Annotated in this window: 15 protein-coding genes and 2 pseudogenes; 14 read left to right on the top strand and 3 right to left on the bottom strand. The window is 58.6% G+C overall.

Annotated features, from left to right (window positions below; translation table 11 throughout):
* Nucleotides 1-67 precede the first annotated feature (67 nt).
* A complete protein-coding gene (locus tag K5E40_RS15920) occupies nucleotides 68-1,069 on the top strand; it encodes a FecR family protein (protein ID WP_221731634.1) in 1,002 nt (333 codons plus the stop codon).
* A 53-nt stretch (nucleotides 1,070-1,122) separates the two neighbouring features.
* Here K5E40_RS15920 and K5E40_RS15915 read toward each other — a convergent pair whose 3' ends face one another.
* Nucleotides 1,123-3,468 carry an acylase gene (locus K5E40_RS15915; RefSeq protein WP_221731633.1) on the bottom strand — a complete coding sequence of 782 codons (2,346 nt, stop codon included), beginning with the start codon at nucleotides 3,466-3,468 and terminating at the stop codon, nucleotides 1,123-1,125.
* A gap of 301 nt (nucleotides 3,469-3,769) precedes the next feature.
* On the opposite strand from K5E40_RS15915, the gene K5E40_RS15910 reads away from it, so the two are divergent.
* The gene (locus K5E40_RS15910; protein WP_221731632.1) at nucleotides 3,770-4,147 is read left to right on the top strand and encodes a fe2+ zn2+ uptake regulation protein; all 378 of its coding nucleotides are present in this window, start codon (nucleotides 3,770-3,772) and stop codon (nucleotides 4,145-4,147) included.
* 18 nt (nucleotides 4,148-4,165) lie between these two features.
* Here K5E40_RS15910 and K5E40_RS15905 read toward each other — a convergent pair whose 3' ends face one another.
* A complete protein-coding gene (locus tag K5E40_RS15905) occupies nucleotides 4,166-4,354 on the bottom strand; it encodes a hypothetical protein (protein WP_221731631.1) in 189 nt (62 codons plus the stop codon).
* A gap of 157 nt (nucleotides 4,355-4,511) precedes the next feature.
* On the opposite strand from K5E40_RS15905, the gene K5E40_RS15900 reads away from it, so the two are divergent.
* The 6 genes from K5E40_RS15900 to K5E40_RS15875 all read left to right on the top strand — a co-directional run bounded on the left by K5E40_RS15900 (nucleotide 4,512) and on the right by K5E40_RS15875 (nucleotide 11,964).
* Nucleotides 4,512-4,652 (top strand): hypothetical protein, encoded by a 141-nt coding sequence (locus K5E40_RS15900; RefSeq protein WP_221731630.1) that lies wholly within the window; start codon nucleotides 4,512-4,514, stop codon nucleotides 4,650-4,652.
* 261 nt (nucleotides 4,653-4,913) lie between these two features.
* A complete protein-coding gene (locus K5E40_RS15895; protein WP_221731629.1) occupies nucleotides 4,914-6,161 on the top strand; it encodes an MFS transporter in 1,248 nt (415 codons plus the stop codon).
* Between the two features lie 10 nt (nucleotides 6,162-6,171).
* The gene (locus tag K5E40_RS15890; protein ID WP_221731628.1) at nucleotides 6,172-7,302 is read left to right on the top strand and encodes an acyl-protein synthase; all 1,131 of its coding nucleotides are present in this window, start codon (nucleotides 6,172-6,174) and stop codon (nucleotides 7,300-7,302) included.
* Between the two features lies 1 nt (nucleotide 7,303).
* Nucleotides 7,304-9,709 (top strand): aldehyde dehydrogenase family protein, encoded by a 2,406-nt coding sequence (locus tag K5E40_RS15885; RefSeq protein ID WP_221731627.1) that lies wholly within the window; start codon nucleotides 7,304-7,306, stop codon nucleotides 9,707-9,709.
* Between the two features lie 43 nt (nucleotides 9,710-9,752).
* Nucleotides 9,753-11,063 (top strand): phenylacetate--CoA ligase family protein, encoded by a 1,311-nt coding sequence (locus tag K5E40_RS15880; RefSeq protein ID WP_221731626.1) that lies wholly within the window; start codon nucleotides 9,753-9,755, stop codon nucleotides 11,061-11,063.
* Complete coding sequence (locus K5E40_RS15875) at nucleotides 11,041-11,964, top strand: GNAT family N-acetyltransferase (protein WP_221731625.1); 924 nt, start codon at nucleotides 11,041-11,043, stop codon at nucleotides 11,962-11,964. The genes K5E40_RS15880 and K5E40_RS15875 overlap by 23 nt, the downstream gene beginning before the upstream one ends.
* A 45-nt stretch (nucleotides 11,965-12,009) precedes the next feature.
* Here K5E40_RS15875 and K5E40_RS15870 read toward each other — a convergent pair whose 3' ends face one another.
* On the bottom strand, nucleotides 12,010-12,543 hold the full coding sequence (locus K5E40_RS15870; protein WP_221731624.1) for a hypothetical protein: 534 nt from the start codon (nucleotides 12,541-12,543) through the stop codon (nucleotides 12,010-12,012).
* A gap of 384 nt (nucleotides 12,544-12,927) precedes the next feature.
* On the opposite strand from K5E40_RS15870, the pseudogene K5E40_RS35660 reads away from it, so the two are divergent.
* The 6 genes and pseudogenes from K5E40_RS35660 to K5E40_RS15845 all read left to right on the top strand — a co-directional run.
* Nucleotides 12,928-14,058 (top strand): annotated as a pseudogene (locus K5E40_RS35660) (cache and HAMP domain-containing protein); the annotation flags it as partial.
* A 333-nt stretch (nucleotides 14,059-14,391) separates the two neighbouring features.
* Nucleotides 14,392-14,919: pseudogene (locus tag K5E40_RS35655) on the top strand (methyl-accepting chemotaxis protein); the annotation flags it as partial.
* A 231-nt stretch (nucleotides 14,920-15,150) separates the two neighbouring features.
* On the top strand, nucleotides 15,151-15,597 hold the full coding sequence (locus K5E40_RS15860; RefSeq protein ID WP_221731622.1) for a DUF411 domain-containing protein: 447 nt from the start codon (nucleotides 15,151-15,153) through the stop codon (nucleotides 15,595-15,597).
* Nucleotides 15,597-16,031, top strand: coding sequence for a YqaA family protein (locus K5E40_RS15855; RefSeq protein ID WP_221731621.1), 435 nt, complete (start codon nucleotides 15,597-15,599; stop codon nucleotides 16,029-16,031). Before K5E40_RS15860 ends, K5E40_RS15855 begins: the two co-directional genes overlap by 1 nt.
* An 87-nt stretch (nucleotides 16,032-16,118) precedes the next feature.
* Nucleotides 16,119-17,162, top strand: a complete 1,044-nt coding sequence (locus K5E40_RS15850; protein ID WP_221731620.1) for an alpha/beta fold hydrolase — start codon at nucleotides 16,119-16,121, stop codon at nucleotides 17,160-17,162.
* Between the two features lie 13 nt (nucleotides 17,163-17,175).
* The gene (locus K5E40_RS15845; protein ID WP_221731619.1) at nucleotides 17,176-18,129 is read left to right on the top strand and encodes a D-2-hydroxyacid dehydrogenase family protein; all 954 of its coding nucleotides are present in this window, start codon (nucleotides 17,176-17,178) and stop codon (nucleotides 18,127-18,129) included.
* Nucleotides 18,130-18,307: the final 178 nt, after the last annotated feature.

Below are 18,307 nucleotides of genomic sequence, written 5' to 3'. Positions count from 1 at the left end.
AATGCCATGACGGATGTTCTCGGCAACTTCCCGTCAAGGTTAGAATGTGCGAAATCAGGACGACTCAATGACCCAAGACACTCTCTCGGAAGCCGAATACGATGCCGTCACCGATGCCGCTGCGCACTGGTGCATGCGTCTGCACGCCGCTGACTGCACAGATGAAGAGCGTCGCGCTTTCGAGCATTGGCACGCCGCGCATCCGCTGCATGCGTTCGAGTATGAGGCCATGCTGGAGATTTGGGACGTTGCCGGACACCTGCCACGCCCCGAACCTGCCGTTGCTTCGCCGATTCCCCAGCCTGCCCGCTCGTGGCGTCAATACGTTATAGCGGCGACGGTCTGCGCGCTCGCGTTACCGCTGGCGGCCTACACCGGATGGAATCTTGGCTGGCTGCCCAACAGCTATCAGCATCTCTCAGCCACCGACAATGTCCGCCAGGTCACGCTCAGTGACGGCAGTCAGCTCGAACTGAACCTGAACACTGATCTGACCTTCAGCAATTTCAAAAACGAACGGCGCGTCACCCTGAAAAAAGGTGAGGCGTACTTTGCGGTCAGTCACGACCTGTCTCGCCCGTTCATCGTACGTGCTGGCGAGGGCCGGATTCGGGTAACCGGTACGCGTTTCAACGTCTGGAAGTATGAGGATCAAGTGCGGGTCAACCTGATCGAAGGTTCGGTGCGGGTGACCAGCAACACCGCATTACCGGGCGATGGTTTGCGTCTCGGACCGTCCATGCAGGCACGCTACAGACACGGCGACTACACGCCGCAGGTCAGCCAGACATACCCCAACGACACTTCACTGGCCTGGCGCAGCGGCAAACTGGTGCTGGACAACATGGCACTCGATGACGCGTTGCCGCTGATCAACCGTTACCTGGCCAAGCCGTTGATGCTCGCCGACACCCACACCGGTTCGATTCGGGTAGGCGGCATCTACAACATCAAAGAACTCAACAACCTCGCCAACTCTCTGCCCAAAGTCTTGCCCGTCTATCTGACGCGCAACAAGGAAGGCAACCCGGTAATCAATTCGATGCCCAAGCAACCGCCAAAAAGCTGAAGGCCGCGCCCTTGCGGGTGCGGCCTTCATGCCTGGCTCAATTAACGCTGTGCTTATTGCGCAGCCACTTCTGCGGCCTTGCCCAGCGAACCACCAATGGTTTGCACCTGATACTGCGGATCCGCCAGGATCTGTTGTTCCGTAAACGGCAGCACACTCCACCGTTTCTTAGAGAACGCCTCGGTCTGGTCCCGCGAATACTTCGATGCCGGGTCGCTGGACAGCGAGAACGCCAACAGTCCCTGCGCGTGCGGACCTTTCTCATCGAAGGTCACGACTTGCAGATAACTGGTGCCGCTGACCACTTCAAGTTTGCCGTCTTCGCGGGGCACGCTCTGGATGGCATTGTAGATCCCCAGCGTACCCGGTCCGCCATGAATCGGCGTCTGCTGCCCACCACTGCTGGCCACTTGAATATCACCCCAACGGGTTTGCGGCGCGAGACCCATCTTGTCGACCGACGCGACCGACGCCAGCATCGCTTCACGCAGTGCCTTGGCCACCGCTGGCTGCTCGACAGCCAGACCGCGCGGTGTGTGTTGTGCGTCTTTCGGATCGAAGGCCACGCGCCAGATATCCCCTGACGTCTGCAACGCTTGCATGATGTTCTGGAAATGCACCAGACCCAGGCCCGCATCCAGATTGGCCCGACCGTCCCACGCCTTGAGGCTGGCACACAGCGGTTTCAGTGCTTGCGCATCGGCACCAAGGTCGGTGGCGCAGAACGCCAACAGATCGGGTGCAACCTGGCTCGCCAGATAGACCTGATCATCCATCACCATTTGCTGCAGATCCTGCACCGCCACCGACCCTTTTTTACTCAGGCCAGCCAGACGCTCCAGCGCAAACCGGGAGCGCAAGCCCAACGGCTGGCCTTCCTGACTGATCAGCGGCGAGAAACCGGTGAGCGGTTGCGCCGGGTTGGCCAGCCAAGCGGAATCGTTGGAGTGCTGGACGAAGTCCTTGCGCAGCAATTGCGGCAATTGGCTGGACGCATAAATACCCTTTTGCGCTGCTTTCGGATCAATGTCCCAGGCGCAATCGCTGTTGGAGCCGTCCAGCACGATCATCTTGGTACCGGCTCGCGGGTCGCTGCACCTGGCCAGTTTTTCACGGCTGACGTTCGGCACCACGGACAGGTTCATGTACAGCGTTTGCCCCTTGTCATCCGCTGCGAGCGTATTGACCCACGGGATTCCCTGGATCTTGTGCACCGAGTTCTGCAATTGCTCGAGCGAGGAAGCCTGGTTCATTGCATACCATTGCTTGAGCACACGATCGTTATCGAGGTTGGCATCACGCAGGCTGTAGGCAAACTGATTATCCCAGTCGAGCTTGCCCGGCCACTGCACGATCGGCCCGAACTTCGAGCTATAGACGTCACGTACGACCGGCACTACCTGCCCATCAGCCTGTTTGATCTGCACGGTTACCGTCTGCTTGCTCATCGGCACTGATTGACCATCGAGCAAATAGTGCGTCGGGTCTTTCGGATCGAGTTGCAGCCGATACAGGGTGAAGTGCTTGGAAGAGTCGACTGTGTGAGTCCAGGCCAGGTGCTGGTTGAAGCCAATGTTGATCATCGGCAATCCCGGCAAGGCCGCGCCCATGACATCGAGCTTGCCAGGAATGGTCAGGTGCATTTGATAGAAACGCATACCGCCAACCCAGGGAAAGTGAGGGTTGGCCAACAGCATCCCGCGACCGTTGAAGGAGCGTTCACTGCCCACCGCCACGGCATTGCTGCCACGGTCCAGTGCGAAGCGCTGCAGGCGGGCGTCGGCCAACGCGTAGGCGTGACTGACGTGTTCAACCCGAGCCGTGGCATGAGGCGGCGTGGCGCCCGCCAGGGCTTCGGCGAACTGGCCGACACCCCCCTCGACCAACAGGCGACGCGTCAGTTTCACCAGGTCTTGAGGCGAAATATCGCGCACCCACTCGCCCTGACATTGTTGCGGCAGGCCCTGCTCACGGCGCTGGGCTAGATAGCGGTTATAGCCGGCAGCATAACCCTGCACCAGATCCCGCACCTGAGCAGGTTGCGCCCGCCAGAATTCGTTGACCGCCTCAGGTGTATTGAGCCAGGTGAAAAACACATCGCTGACACGGTTTTCGCGCTGTTCGACGGTGAACTGCTCCGGCCCGAAATAGCGTGAACGCTGACCATTGACCGTTACGATCTCGTTGGCCAAAAGACACAGGTTGTCCTGCGCATAGGCGTATCCGATCCCGAAACCGAGACCACGTTCGTCCTGCGCACGGATATGCGGTACGCCAAAACCGGTGCGCCGGATTTCAGCGCTGGTATCGAGGGCCGGGCTGAACGCATGGGCCGACAGGCTCAGCCCAAGAAACATACCGGCAGAGGTCAGTCTGGTTAAGTGCCTGGAAATAATCACGCTCGCTCCTGATCGAAATACCGAAGAGCGGACCCGGCGTTGCTGCGCCAAGCCTGTGAGGGGCCGCGGGTCCGCTCTGGAAACACCCATGCGTCCACGCGCAATGAGCCTGTGATGGAGACGAACCTGTAGAAAAAAATTTAGCCCTCGCAACAGCGGTTATGTGCCGTGATTACACAGAGAGGACGAATTTCCGACAAAATTTCTACATTTTTTCTTTCATGATTTGTCGCGTTGATACGTCTTGTTTGAAAGACCGTCAAAAACCTTTCCCGATCAGGCTCTGAAAAGGAGTAATCGCATGTACAACTCGCAACTACCAACGGACGGTAGCCAGGCCTCACAAGGAGCTTCCATGAGCCCCCACGCGAGCGATTTCGGGCAGCGCGTCGACCGTCACGGCAATGAACGTATCCGGTTGCTGCTGAAAAGTTTCGGCCTGCGCACCAGCCTGATCCGTCTGAAAGTCATCGACGCCCTACTGGTTGCGGCACAAAGTGATCGGCATCTGGGCGTGCGCGGCGTCCACAGCCAATTGCTGGATCTGGGTATTCCGCTGTCGTTTCTCAGTGTGCGCGAAGTCCTCAAGCGTCTGTGCGCCGAGGGTGTGATCACCTTCAATGCAGACAAGAGCTACAGCCTGCATCCGCAGGCTGCTGCCGTTCTCAACAACGATTGATGCGTGCTGCGAGCGCCGTCAGGGTTTGACCTTGCGGCGCATCACGCCGTTGATCACTACCACGACCACCGCCACGCCGATAGCGATGTACTGGAATGTCTTCTCACTGATCATGCCGGCGTTTTGCAGCCAGGACAGGCCGAGCATGATTGCCAGCACGGACACGGCGATCACAATCGAAAAAATCAAGCGTTGCTTCTGGGTCATTGCGGCTTCCTGAAACTTTGGAATGTATCCGGTTTGTATCTGTTTGCATGCCATGCGCTTACCGTTTTACGGGGATGCGCCGCTGCAAACGGGGTCTCATATTACAGCCGCTGAAGAGTTTTGGCTTCATGACGGCGTAACCATGAGGATTTTTGAAATGCTGCGTCGAATCACCTGGCTGATTCCCGTTCTTGCCCTGCTGACCCTGAGTGGTTGCATCATTTTCCCCCACGGCGGCTGGCATGGTGATCACCATCGCCATTACCAGGGAGGCCCTGGCTATTATCAACATCGTTAGAAGAAAGTCGCTCACCCTGCCCGTTTACCAATAATTGCGGCAGGTGGAGGCACACAAAACCGGCCCTATAAACAATGCCCGCCATTCAGCGGGCATTGTTTTATCACCACTCGCCGACAACTTAGTGCGCCTCACAACTTTTCTGATCCATTAAATAACCTGCAAGCATTTGAAATTTAATGTCTCAGCAAAGCGTTAGGTGACAAGAGCACCTACGCCTAGTCTCTGCAAACTTTTCCGCGACTATAAACAAGGAAGTCTATGCAGAGAACATTGATTAAAATCGCCCCACGACAAGTTGTCGGATTCTGTCTGGCCCTTACGGCTTTTGAGTTACTGACTTATATGGCCAGTGACTTGATCATGCCGGCCATGTTGAACGTTACCGCGCAACTACAGGCAGATGCCCGTCATGTACCCAATGCTTTCAACCTTTATCTACTGGGGGGTGTTTGCCTGCAGTGGTTGATCGGAGCGCTATCCGATCACTGGGGACGACGGCGCGTGTTGTTGATCGGCTGCGCGCTGTTCGCCGCCGCCTGCACAGCCGCTTTCACCATCCACAGCATAGAAGCGTTCAATGTGCTGCGACTGGTGCAAGGCATGGGCGTGGGTTTTGTTGTGGCGGTCAGTTATCCGGCGCTTCAGGAAGTGTTCAGCGAGGCCGATGCTGTGCGCTTGATGGCGCTGCTCGGCAACGTTGCGCTGTTGTCGCCGCTGCTGGGGCCGATACTTGGCAGTCTGTTGCTGGAATGGCTGACTTGGCGCGATCTGTTTCTGGGCCTGGGTCTAGCAGCCGCCGCCGTGTGGCTGGGGCTCTATGCCTACATGCCGGAGACCGTCGGCGTTGTGCGCCGAGATGGCAGCCTGCAAGCGCCGGTGCCCTTCTCCTTGCGCCAGATCCGCCGGCGCTACCTTACCCTGCTCGGCAACCGAAGGTTCCTCGGCGCAAGCCTCGCACTAGGATTGATGAGTCTGCCCTTGATCGCCTGGATCGGCCTGGCACCGTTGCTGCTGATCCAGTTGCAGGGCCTGACGCCGCTTGAGTACGGACTATGGCAAATCCCGATTTTCTCTGCCGTGATCGTTGGCAACCTGATTCTCGACCGCTTGCTGGTCACTCACGCGTTACCACAGTTGATTCGTCTGGCGCTTTGGCCGTTCTGCCTGGGCCTGCTGACACTGATAGGTTGCGCACTGTCTGGCGCAGGTGTGGGGCCAGTGGTGGCCGGTCTGTCGCTGTACGCCGTTGGACTGGGTATCAGCAATGCCGCGCTGTATCGCCTGGCGCTATTCAGTACTGACGACAGCAAAGGTCTTGTCTCAGCCATGATCGGCATGCTTTCCATTGCCGTGATGGGTGTCGGCGGCTCGATCATTGCGGCGATGGGAGGCGGCACACGTCTCGAACTCTTCGCCATTTGCGCCGCGCTCAGTGGCCTGATGTGCCTGCCCTTGCTTCACGGGTTCTTGCGAGCAGCAAAAAACTGTTTCGCCCCTCCTCGATAAAGGAATATTGATGATCCACTTACCCTCAAGCGACGCGCTCTGCGCGTTGACACAGCCTTATTGCCCGGATTCAGTGCCCTCGGGGCTGTTTGACCGGGCCATGGCCGAAATCAGCCGGTATCACTGCCAGCAGACGCCGGGCTACGAACACTGGTTGAACGCCAACGGGATCGACGCCAGCGATCTGGACAGCCTGGATGACTGGTCACGACTGCCGCCGATCTTTGCCAACTTCTTCAAACAACAACTGCTGCTCAGCAGCGCTGGAGAGCAGGCTCTGGAACTGACATCGTCCGGCACCAGCGGCCAGAAAAGTCGCATGCGCTATGACGAACGTAGCCTGTCTGCGGCCCAATTCATGGTCGCGCAGATCTTTCGTCATTACGGCTGGGATACCCCGGACACGCCGTGCAACTACCTGCTGCTCAGTTATGAGCCGCAAGGTCGCATCACACTGGGCACCTCATTCACTGATCAGTTTCTATGCCGTTTCGCTCCAGCCAATCGTGTGGTCTACGCCCTGCGCAGCAGCGGTGACGGTCATCAGTTCGACCTGTTTGGTGTCATTGCCGCGTTGCAGGCGTTTGCCGAAGAAGGTCTTGCGGTACGCATTCTCGGCTTTCCGGCATTTTTGTGGCAAACCCTGCAACGGATGGAAGATAGCGGCGTGCCCGATCTGCAACTGCCCGCGGGTTCGTTGGCGTTCTTCGGTGGTGGCTGGAAAACCCAAGCGGCCCAAGAGATACCCAGACAGCAGTTATATGCGCGCATCCACCGGCAATTGGGCATCGAAACGTCGCGCTGTCGCGATGGTTACGGCGCAGTCGAACACGCCGTGCCTTACATCGAATGCGAGCACCATCATTTCCATGTCCCGGTCTATTCGAAGGTGTTCGTGCGCAATCCCCAGGACTTCTCTGTTCAGCCCTATGGCCAGCAAGGCTTGCTGGGATTTGTCTCGCCCTATATCTCGTCCAGCCCCGCGCACGCCGTGGTGATGAGCGATCTGGCCACACTGCACCCTGGCGCGAGTTGTGGCTGCTCACTCGCCGGCGACTGGTTCGAACTGCATGGCCGCGCTGGCACTACGGCAGGCAGAAGCTGCGCGATGGCGGCGTCCGAGTTATTGGGGAGGCACTGATATGTATTTGATCAACGGCCATTTGCATAACGATTTCACGCTCGACCAGGCGCTTGAACACCTCGACCATGACCTGGTGCAACACCTGAGCACGCCGCTTGAAAGCAACACCGTGATGGCGGCTGCCGCACGGTTTGCCGAGCAATTGCGCAGCCCCGATTACACGTCGGTACTCGATGCAGGGCAACGACAAAGCCTGATCGATTTCTGCGACCCGCAAGCGTTGCAAGTCAAATTGCAACGCGAACTCGGCACGCAACCTGAATCATTGCGCCGAATCAATTATCGGCAAGCGTGTTTCGAGTGTTGGAGCCCGCTCGGACTGGTCGTGCACATCACCCCGGGCAACGCGCCGTTACTGGCATTCTGCGCCGTACTGGAAAGCCTGCTGGCTGGCAACGTCAACTGGTTGCGCCCCAGCAGCAGCGATCGGAACCTGACCGCGCAACTGCTCGGTGCATTCGTGCAATGCGATCTTACCGGTCAACTCGCGAATTACGTGGCGGTCTTGCCGGTCAAAACTGAACACATAGGGGCATTGTGCAAACGCGCCAACGGTGTCGCGGCCTGGGGCGGCGAATCGGCCCTGCACGCGATTCGCCAGCAGATCCCGGCTGGCTGTCGCTGGATCGATTGGGGACACCGCATCAGCTTCGTTTATCTGACACCCGATGCCGCCACGTCGCAGGCGCTGGATGCCGTCGCCGATGAGGTCTGCCGGCTGGATCAACAGGCCTGCTCCAGCCCGCAATGGTTGCTGGTGGACAGTGACGATCCGGTGGTGTTGCAAGATATCGGCGAGCGCCTGGCTGAAGCTTTCGAACGACGCAGCGGGCAGTGGCCGGCGCTGTCGCCCACGCCCGAAGAAGCCTCACAAATCATCACACACACGCACATGGCACGCCTGGCGCAGAGTTTCGCCCGGCAAACCGGTCGCGTGTTCAGTGCGTCGGGCTGGCGAGTGATCTGGGCGCATGACCGCCAACTCAGTCCGTCGCCACTGTTTCGCAGCGTGCTCTTGCACCCTGTGCCCCGCGCGCTGATCACCGCCACCCTGTTGCCTTGGCGCAATGTCCTGCAAAGCTGCGCGCTGCTGTGTGCCGAACCGCATATCGGCGAATTGGCGCGAACACTGATCGGCGCTGGTGTGACGCGTATCGCGCCAGTGGATGGCATCCACGACGGCTACGACGGCGAACCGCATGATGGCGTTTACGCGTTACAACGCCTCAGCCGACGGGTATCGGTCAGCGTGCCTGGCGCCGTCCTGCCAACCCACGCCACCCTCGACCGCACGCCGCTCAACGCGCCGCTGTCCGGCCAGCCGATCATGGACAAACACGCCTTCACCCACCAGCCGTTCAACCCAATGGCGCAGTTGTACTTCCGCTCTGGAGGCAGCAGCGGCACGCCGGCGCTGTCCGGCTACAGCTACCGCGACTTTCATCGGCAGATGCGTGCAACCGCTGACGGTTTGTTTGCCGCCGGTCTCGACCCATCGCGAGACCGGGTGATGAATCTGTTTTTCTGCGGCGGGCTCTACGGGGGGTTCCTCAGCTTTGCCAAAGTGCTCGAACTGCTGGACATCACGCACTTGCCGATGGGAGCCCCGGCTGATGACGATTACCGCGAGATTGCCCAACTGATCATCGACCAGCGTGTGACGGTCCTGATGGGCATGCCCAGCACCGTGCATCGCCTGTTCCTCAACGAACGCGAAAGGTTGCAGGCCTATGGCGCAGTCAAAAAGGTTTTCCTTGGCGGCGAGCACCTGAGCGAACAGAACCGGGCGCTACTGAGCGATTGCGGCGTTTCCAGCATTCGCTCGGCGATTTACGGCAGCGTCGACGCAGGCCCCCTCGGTCACGCTTGCCAAGCCACGGGCGACGGTGTGTTCCACCTGATGAATGACACCCAACAGCTGGAAATCGTCGCACTTGACGACGATCTTCCCGTCGTTGGCAATCAGGTGGGTCGACTGCTGTTTACCTCTATCGCTCGGCAAGGGCAGACCGTACAGCGTTATGACGTTGGCGACACCGGACGCTGGGTGCCCGGCCTGTGCCAATGCGGGCTCACGTCGCCACGCTTCGAACTGCTGCAACGGCATGGCACGCTGATCCGCCTCGGCACCGACTTCATCTCACTGAGCGAATTGGCGTTGCACCTGCAGGTCCCGTTCCAACTGCTGCTGGATCATGCCCCCGACGGCATCGAGCGAATCCTGGTGCGCAGTGAACTCGAAGCGGCACAGGTACACACCCGGTTATCAAACTACTCGACCCTGATGACCGTTTATGAAGCCGGACTCTTAATACTGAAAGTTGAAGTCTGTCCGACTGAACACTTCACTCGAAACAAACACAGTGGCAAGACGCCGCTACTGATTGACTCAAGACGAAAATAAAAACCGGCTAACTCGATCAGGCCTTTATATAAAAGAGAACACTATGGAAACAACCGATCCTGTGAACGAGTTGATTACGTTCGTTCGTCAGCACTCACACTTTTACGGGAAACACTTCGCGGATATTCCCGAGAAAAAAACATCACTCGCGCAACTGCCGTTGATTGATCCTGTTGCCTACTGGAACAACAGTCAGAGCCTCAACACTTGGCCAGTGTTGACTGGGCCCGTGGAACACGCACTGGTTTTTAAAACCGGTGGTTCCACCAGCGCCGGCAAACTCTCGGTTTATACCCAGGATGAATGGCGACAACTGGTGAGTGACTTCGGCGACAGCCTGAATGGGCAGTTCAAATCCGGTGACCGGGTAGCCAACCTGTTCTTTGCCGGCGACCTCTACGCCAGCTTCCTGTTCATCCATGATTCATTGGCGCACGTCGCACAAGACATCACCGAGTTCCCGTTCACCGGCGACGTCGGCTCAGACGTTCTGGCCGAAGCCGTGGTGCAGCACTCGATCAATGTGCTGGCGGGTCTACCCGCGCACCTGCTGACCTTCGCCAGTTGGCTCAATCGTCGGGGGCAGACACTGCCCGGCGTCGACACCCTGCTTTATGGCGGAGAAAGCCTGTTCGCTTCGCAACGTCAACGCCTCCATCTGGCGTTTCCCAGCGCACGCATCAGCTCGATTGGCTACGCCAGCGTCGATGCCGGTTTCATCGGGGCCAGCCACCACGACTGTGTCGAAGACGAGCATCGAATGCGTGACGACCACATCATCCTGGAGATCATCGACGAACAGTCCGGTGAAGTGATCGATGCCTGTGACCAGATCGGTGTACTGGTACTCACCCACCTCAAACGTCGATTGATGCCACTGATTCGTTACCCGGTGGGCGACCGCGCCTGTTGGCGAGAGCCCGTTGGCGCGGCGCAGCGCAAATTCGCGCTCAGGGGCCGCAGTGCGAACAGCCAACGGGTTCGGCTGGGTATTTTGTCACTGATCCCTCATGAAATCGGCGATTTGGTCCGGCGCACCGCGGCCAGTGACGACTGGCAACTGGTGATCGAACAGAGTGCGCACAAGGATGTGTTGAGCCTGAAATGGGTGCCAAGCACTCGATCCCCCGACCTGGATGAAGTCAACCGAAGCCTGAAGGCCGGGCTGATCGAACGGTACCCGTTGATTACGCAACTGCAGGCAAACCAACTTCTGGATTTGCATACCCAAAGCTGCACGCTTGAAGATCTTCCACGCCATACGCGTTCGGGTAAATGCCTGCGAGTGCTGGATCGGCGCCGCTACGAACACAACGACAAGGAGGCGCCTGATGGAAACGTTGATCCTGCGTAACTATCGCGACACCGATGCGGCGGCAGTCAGTCAACTGTTCCGGCAAGTGTACGGCGACCATTACGTGCAACCCCATGTCTACCTGCCGCACATGATCAGCCAAAACCACGGCGACAAGCGCTGGCACTCGCTGGTCGCCGTGGTCGGACAGCAGATCCTGGGGCACGCGACCCTGTTCAGGGACAACGGCTCACACAGTGCCGAACTGGCCTTGAGCGTCGTTCACCCTGACACCCGCGGACAAAACATCGCGACGCGTCTAGGCCAGCAACTGTTGATTCACGCACAAGCGCTTGGCTGTCACGACGTTTCAATCAAGCAAGTGACCCATCATCCGTACACGCAACGCATGGCAATCAATATCGGTTTTCACAACACCGGACTGCTGCCGGATTACGTCCCTTCACCCTTCGGCTGCCCAACGCCTGAATCGATCGTCCTGGGTTGTCGCGTCATCGACGGGTATCAACGCCCATTGCCCAGACAGACATGGCCAGCCAGTTGTCGGGTTTTCATGCAGCACCTTTGTCGTGTATTCGGCACGCGAACGCATGCACTTCCCTGGCGTGGCGCACCGGTTCAACTTGAACAACACGCTGATCGGCATGACATGCGGCTAAAGGAGCTGAGTCCGAGCCTACTCAAGCAGTTACAGGCATTACCGCAACATTGGCTGATTTCGATACGCCTGAGACTGTCGCGCCATTTCGCCAGCGATCTGAACAGGCTAACGGCCATCGGTTTTGTATTTACCGGCCTGGCACCCGGCGACGACACGGAAGGGAGTTGGCTCGCGCTCTTTCATCGCGGCGTCCGACAATGCGCGCTAAAGCTGCATTGCCCGCGCATGCAGGTCCTGCATGATGAGGTTCAGCGCAATATCAGGGGAGGCTGGAATTAACACATTGGCCCGTCGCGATTGGAACGGGCCATCTTCTTCTGACGCTCACGCCTTGGAGCTGACGCCTTTGTCGGTTGGCGGCGTCGTGCCGTTACCCTTGCCATAGGTCTTGAGGTTCTGCAGCACGTAAATGGCTTTCTTGTACTCGGGGATCAAACCGTTGGCGTATTTGTCGCCCTTGATCGCGTTGGTCTGAATGGTATCGAGTTGCGTGGCGAAGTACTCCAGTGCACTGAACTTTGCATCCGGATCTTTCTGCACCCCGAAACGATCGAACTTGTCACCGGCGTTGAGCAGGGTCATTGCCGTCAGATCGGAAATCAGGCCTTTGCTGCGCAAGAATGTACTGAGGTTGCCCAACTGCTTCGCCGACACGTTATCCGGGTCGAAACCCTTGATGTTCTTGTGCAGCTTTTGCTTGTCCATCTCAGCGATGTTCAGCGCATTCGGATCGTTGCCGACCAGGGTCAGCATCTGCCTCACCTTGGTGCTTTGCGACACCTGTTTGCCTCTACTGCCGGTGTCCTGCACCAGCAAACCCGCCTTACTCTGCCAAGCACCGGTATAGCCGATAGTCATGAGTGAGTTCCTTGAAGAACGAGCATGAAAATGTCCTTGTTGACCTACTTTGGTGCTCGTAAGTATCGGCGGGCCAACTAGTGGCACCAACCTTTTTATCCGTTTGCTTACAATTCTCGTACATTCAGGTAGAAATTCTCAAAACACCCCAAAAGATGGAACCGCGTGACTCATCTGAAATTGTCACGGGTTGCGTTTTTTGCACTGATCAACCAGGCAAACCGCTTTGTTGTATCAAAGACGATACCTACCGTTCGGCCATACACTGCACGTTCTTGTACGAAAGTACCTAAAGCTTCTTCCCATCCCGACGATACCCATGGATACCCGTGATGTTTTCCCCCTGAACCCATAATAAAAAACGTAGCTAAAGGACCGGTCTCCATGCCCGCATTGCGCACTATTCAGGCTCGCTACACGCTGTTTCTGGTTCTGTTCATGCTGTTGTTGTCGGTGCTGACCGTGGTTGGCATCAGTCAACTGGTCGCCCCCAAACTGCGTCATACCGAAGAACAGGTTGTGCTCAACCGTATCGCCGAAGTCGCCGAGCAGATTCAGGGCGAATTGAACAAAGTTCAGGCGCAACAGCGCAGCATCACCCAAACCATCCCGTTGCTCGACAGCGCTGCCATCGATACGGTATTGCCGGGCTTGGTCGATCAATACGGCGAGCCGAAAGTCTTCGGCGGCGGGATCTGGCCGCTGCCGGGGCAGCGTGAGGCTGGGCGCAACAAGTTCAGCACTTTCTGGCATCGCGATGCCTCGGGCAAACTGGCGGTCAACACCTTCTGGAACAGCGACGCCGCGCCCAACTATTACGACCAGAGCTGGTACAAGGGCGGCATGCAGACCCCGCGCGGTCAGTGCGCCTGGGCCGCTGCCTATAAAGACGATGCCAGCGCCGAACCGCGCACCAACTGCGCCATGGCCATCCAGAAAAACGGTAGCGCCTGGGGCGTGTCGACCATCGACGTGACCCTCGGTTTCTTCAATGATCTGGTCGCCCGCAAGGAAAAAGACCTCAACGCCGAGATGCTCATCGTTGAGGCCGACGGCAAGATCATCAGCAACAGTTCGCGCATCAGTGGGCCGATCGTGCTGAAAAACATCAGTGAACTGGCCGCCAGCTCGACCTTCGCCAGCCAGGTCAAGGCTGGCCTGCAGAACCGCGATCAGGCGCAGCGCGTCGAGTTCGACAACAACGGTCAAGACAGCACCTTCTTCATGCGGCCGATCGAAGGCACCCCCTGGTTCCTCGCCACCGCCCTGCCGACCAAAATGCTGACCGCCCAGCGTGATGACGTACTCAGCACGCTTAGCCTGTTGCAGATTCCGTTGGTGCTGTTGCTGGTGCTATTGCAGGTTTATGCCATCCGCCAACTGGTGTCGCGCTTGAAGGCGTTGAAAGCCAACATCGACTTGCTGTCCAGCGGCGATGCCGACCTGACTCGCCGCATCACCATCCGCGCCGAAGACGAACTGGGTGCCATCGGCCACTCGGTCAACACCTTTATTGCCTATCTGCAAAACATGATCGGGGAAGTCACGCAGGCCACAGGGGCCATGGCCTCAAGCCTCGACAACCTGCAACGTACCTCGGCGCATACCAGCCAGATCCTGCTGCGCCATGCCTCGGAAACCGATCAAACCGTCACCGCTATCACCGAGATGAGTTCCACCGCGGAAAGCGTGGCGCAGAATGCTGCCGAAACCGCCGCGTTTACACAGCGTGCCAACGAAAACGCCGATCGATCGCGCGTAGTGGTGGGCGAAGCGACCAACAGCGTGGTTGCGCTGATTGACGAAGTGGCCAGTGCCACACACAAAGTTGAAAACATGCAGCAGGATGCTCAACGCATCACCGAGATTCTCGGGGTCATCGGAGCGATTGCCGGTCAGACCAACCTGCTGGCCCTAAACGCCGCGATTGAAGCGGCCCGCGCCGGCGAGCAGGGTCGTGGTTTTGCAGTGGTCGCTGACGAGGTACGCGCCCTCGCCGCCCGTACCCAAGCCAGTACCTCGGAAATCAACGAAATGTTGACCCGCCTGACCCAAGGGGTGAGCTCATCGGTCAGCGCGATGGAAAACACTCAGGCCAGTTGCCAGTCCGCCGCTGACGCTACGGCGCGGGTCAACTCGGGGCTGGACGAAATGGCCGGCTCGGTCAGCCACATCAACAGCCTCAGCACCCAAATCGCCACTGCCGCCGAACAGCAAAGCGCAGTGACCGAAGAGATCAACCGCAGCATGGTGCAGATCCGTCACATGGTCGATGAACTGGTGAAAAGCGGCCAGGCCAGCGAACTCAACACCCGTCAGTTACTCGAAGCCAACAGCCAGGTGAGCGCGATCATGGGCCGGTTCAAAGTGCGTTGACAGGCCTGTGGCGAGGGCGATTGCGCCCTCGCCACAACGGGTTTCTACCGCCGTTGCCCGGCGGTTCAACTGACAGATTTGTAATCTCTCGCTCATCGGGCTGTCAGCCTTGATCTACGATGATCCCGACAGCCTGCCTCGTAGCAACTGGAAACAATCCGTTGATGCCTGCCAGGAAAAACCGGTCAAAATGCGTTCTTTTTGACCGCCAATCCGAGTCGAGAACCCATCATGCGAACCCCTTTGCGTCTGGTCGCCCTGAGCGCCCTGTTCCTCTCCTCCCTCGCCCAGGCTGCCGACCTGATCCCGATCGAAGTCCATCGCGACGCCAACTGTGGCTGCTGCAAAAAATGGATCAGCCACCTGGAAGCCAACGGCTTCAAGGTCGAAGATCACGTCGAAAGCGACATGAGCAGTTTCAAGCAACAGCATGGCGTGCCGCCGCGTCTGGCGGCATGTCACACCGCAATCATCAACGGCAAGTTCGTCGAGGGCCATGTGCCGGCCGAACAAGTGCTGGCTCTGAGCAAGCGTGACGACTTGCTCGGTGTCGCTGCGCCGGGCATGCCGATGGGCTCGCCGGGCATGGAAATGGACGGCATGAGCGATGCTTATCAAATCATCGGCCTGAGTAAGGACGGCGCTGACGTGGTGGTGGCGGATTACCCGGCCCATTGATGGGTGCCGCGTATATCGGGCTGTTTTTCGCCGCATTCGGCGCCGCGACACTGCTGCCGTTGCAGTCAGAGGCGTTGCTGGTTGGCCTGATCGTCAGTGATCGTTATTGGCTCTGGGGGTTGCTAGCGGTCGCCACGCTGGGCAACGTCCTCGGTTCACTGGTCAACTGGTGGTTGGGACGTCGACTCGAACGGTTTCAGCATCGGCGCTGGTTTCCGGTCAGTCCCAAACACATGGCCACGGCGCGCAAGCACTACGAGCGTTACGGGCATTGGTCGCTGTTGCTCAGTTGGCTGCCGATCTTCGGTGATCCGCTGACCCTGATTGCCGGCGTGATGCGCGAGCCCCTCGGGCGGTTTCTGGTGATTGTCACCCTGGCCAAGGGCGCCCGCTATGCCGTGCTGGCAATGCTGACACTGGGCTGGCTCGGTTGAACGTTCGGGCCTGGGTATTGCCTGTGTTTAACATCGCCCTAATCCGGTCGTTCCAGCATCAGCCGATTTTCACTGGAGTTTGCACCCATGCCCGTTACGTTTTCCCGCTGGCTGCCCAGCCTGCTTTTGAGCGCTGCGCTGCCACTGCTCGCCCAGGCAGAAACAGCACCTGCGCCCGAAGGCCCCGAATACGGCTCGCAACTGGAAGGCTTCGAATACCCTTACACGCTTAAACACTTTGCCTTCCAGTCCCAAGGTAAATCCCTGCAGATGGGATACATGGACGTCGCCGCCCACGGCAAAGCCAACGGTCGCACTGTGGTGTTGATGCACGGCAAGAATTTTTGCGGCGCCACCTGGGATAGCTCGATCAAGGCTTTGAGCGAGGCGGGTTATCGGGTGGTCGCGCCGGATCAGATCGGTTTCTGCACGTCCAGCAAACCCGACAACTATCAGTACAGTTTCCAGCAACTGGCGACCAACACTCACCAATTGCTCAAAGCGCTGGGCATCCAGAATGCCACCCTGCTTGGCCATTCCACCGGCGGCATGCTCGCCACCCGTTATGCGCTGCAATTCCCGGAACAAGTCGATCAACTGGCACTGGTCAACCCGATTGGCCTGGAAGACTGGAAAGCCCTCGGCGTGCCCTATCGCACTGTAGATCAGTGGTACCAGCGCGAACTGAACGTCAGTGCCCAAGGCATCCGCGAGTACGAACGCAAGACCTATTACGATGGTCGCTGGAAACCCGAATTCGACCGTTGGGTCGACATGCTCGCCGGCCTGAACAAAGGCCCGGGCAAAACCCAAGTGGCGTGGAACTCGGCGCTGATCTACGACATGATTTTCACCCAGCCGGTGTACTACGAATTCAAAAACCTCAAGATGCCGACCCTGTTGCTGATCGGTACCAGCGACACCACCGCCATCGGCAAGGACATCGCGCCGCCAGAAGTAAAAGCGAAAATCGGCCACTACGAGGTGCTCGGCAAACAGGTGGCCAAGCTGATCCCGCAGTCGAAACTGGTGGAATTTCCCGGCATGGGCCACGCGCCGCAAATGGAAGAACCCGAGCAGTTTCACAAGGCACTGTTGAGCTGGCTGAGCAAAACCAATCCCGTTCTTTGAAGAGGTAAGGCTGATGGCGGTGCAGATTGCAGTGATCGATGACTGGCAGGACGTGGCCCATGACGTGGTTGACTGGTCCGCCCTCGATAGCGTCGGCGAGGTGACGTTCGAGCATGAGTATCCGGCGGACAACGCCACGCTGGCCGAGCGTCTGGGCAAGTACCAGGTGATTTGCGTGATGCGCGAACGCACCCGGTTCGACGAAGACTTGCTCAAGCGATTGCCCAATCTCAAGTTGCTGGTCACCGGCGGCATGCGCAACGCGGCGCTGGACATGCAGGCGGCGGCAAAACTGGGCATCAAGGTTTGTGGCACCGACAGCTATAAACACGCGGCACCGGAACTGACCTGGGCGCTGATCATGGCGGCGACCCGTAACCTGCTGAACGAGGCGAACTCGTTGCGCGCCGGCACCTGGCAAAAAGGGCTGGGTGGCGATCTGCACGGCAAGACCCTGGGCATTCTCGGCCTGGGCAGCATCGGCTTGCGTGTGGCGCAGTTCGGCCAGGTGTTTGGCATGCGGGTAATTGCCTGGAGCGAAAACCTCACCGCTGAGCGCGCCGAACAGGCTGGCGTGACGTATGTCAGCAAGCAGCAACTGTTCGAACAGGCCGATGTGCTGTCGGTGCACCTGGTGCTCAGCGACCGCAGTCGCGGGCTGGTCGATGCGCAAGCGTTAGCCTGGATGAAAGCGACGGCACTGCTGGTGAACACCGCACGCGGGCCGATCGTTGACGAATCAGCGTTGATCAAAGCCTTGCACAAGCGACAGATCGCAGGGGCCGCGCTTGATGTGTTCGAGCAGGAGCCGTTACCGGCGCTGCACCCGTTTCGCACGCTGGACAATGTGCTCGCCACACCCCATGTGGGGTATGTCAGTCGGCAGAACTATGAGCGGTTCTTTTCGCAAATGATCGAGGATATTCAGGGCTGGTCGGCGGGAGTACCGGTTCGATTGCTGAATTGAGTCCGAGGGTGGCGGTGCTCCTGCCTGCCTCTTCGCGAGCAAGCCTGCGCGCACAATGATGGGTGTCCGACTGATCACCTGTGGAGCGCGGATGCTCGCCAAGGAGTCCTGAAAGCTCCCTGCGACAAATTGCCCGCACCACAACAGTGCACCTTTCCTTTCCGCTAGCACACATTCG

The organism is Pseudomonas baetica (genome assembly GCF_019733355.1).
GTDB classification, from domain to species: Bacteria; Pseudomonadota; Gammaproteobacteria; order Pseudomonadales; family Pseudomonadaceae; genus Aquipseudomonas; species Aquipseudomonas baetica_A.
This window is presented reverse-complemented; position numbering and strand designations above follow the sequence as displayed.

Excerpts from the sequence above, each read along its gene's own strand:
- K5E40_RS15920 (WP_221731634.1), top strand. The coding sequence starts at position 68 with ATGACCCAAGACACTCTCTCGGAAGCCGAATACGATGCCGTCACCGAT.
- K5E40_RS15855 (WP_221731621.1), top strand. The coding sequence starts at position 15,597 with ATGGGTGCCGCGTATATCGGGCTGTTTTTCGCCGCATTCGGCGCCGCG.
- K5E40_RS15870 (WP_221731624.1), bottom strand. The coding sequence starts at position 12,543 with ATGACTATCGGCTATACCGGTGCTTGGCAGAGTAAGGCGGGTTTGCTG.
- K5E40_RS15885 (WP_221731627.1), top strand. The coding sequence starts at position 7,304 with ATGTATTTGATCAACGGCCATTTGCATAACGATTTCACGCTCGACCAG.
- K5E40_RS15900 (WP_221731630.1), top strand. The coding sequence starts at position 4,512 with ATGCTGCGTCGAATCACCTGGCTGATTCCCGTTCTTGCCCTGCTGACC.
- K5E40_RS15880 (WP_221731626.1), top strand. The coding sequence starts at position 9,753 with ATGGAAACAACCGATCCTGTGAACGAGTTGATTACGTTCGTTCGTCAG.
- K5E40_RS15890 (WP_221731628.1), top strand. The coding sequence starts at position 6,172 with ATGATCCACTTACCCTCAAGCGACGCGCTCTGCGCGTTGACACAGCCT.
- K5E40_RS15895 (WP_221731629.1), top strand. The coding sequence starts at position 4,914 with ATGCAGAGAACATTGATTAAAATCGCCCCACGACAAGTTGTCGGATTC.
- K5E40_RS15860 (WP_221731622.1), top strand. The coding sequence starts at position 15,151 with ATGCGAACCCCTTTGCGTCTGGTCGCCCTGAGCGCCCTGTTCCTCTCC.
- K5E40_RS15905 (WP_221731631.1), bottom strand. The coding sequence starts at position 4,354 with ATGACCCAGAAGCAACGCTTGATTTTTTCGATTGTGATCGCCGTGTCC.
- K5E40_RS15850 (WP_221731620.1), top strand. The coding sequence starts at position 16,119 with ATGCCCGTTACGTTTTCCCGCTGGCTGCCCAGCCTGCTTTTGAGCGCT.
- K5E40_RS15875 (WP_221731625.1), top strand. The coding sequence starts at position 11,041 with ATGGAAACGTTGATCCTGCGTAACTATCGCGACACCGATGCGGCGGCA.
- K5E40_RS15845 (WP_221731619.1), top strand. The coding sequence starts at position 17,176 with ATGGCGGTGCAGATTGCAGTGATCGATGACTGGCAGGACGTGGCCCAT.
- K5E40_RS15910 (WP_221731632.1), top strand. The coding sequence starts at position 3,770 with ATGTACAACTCGCAACTACCAACGGACGGTAGCCAGGCCTCACAAGGA.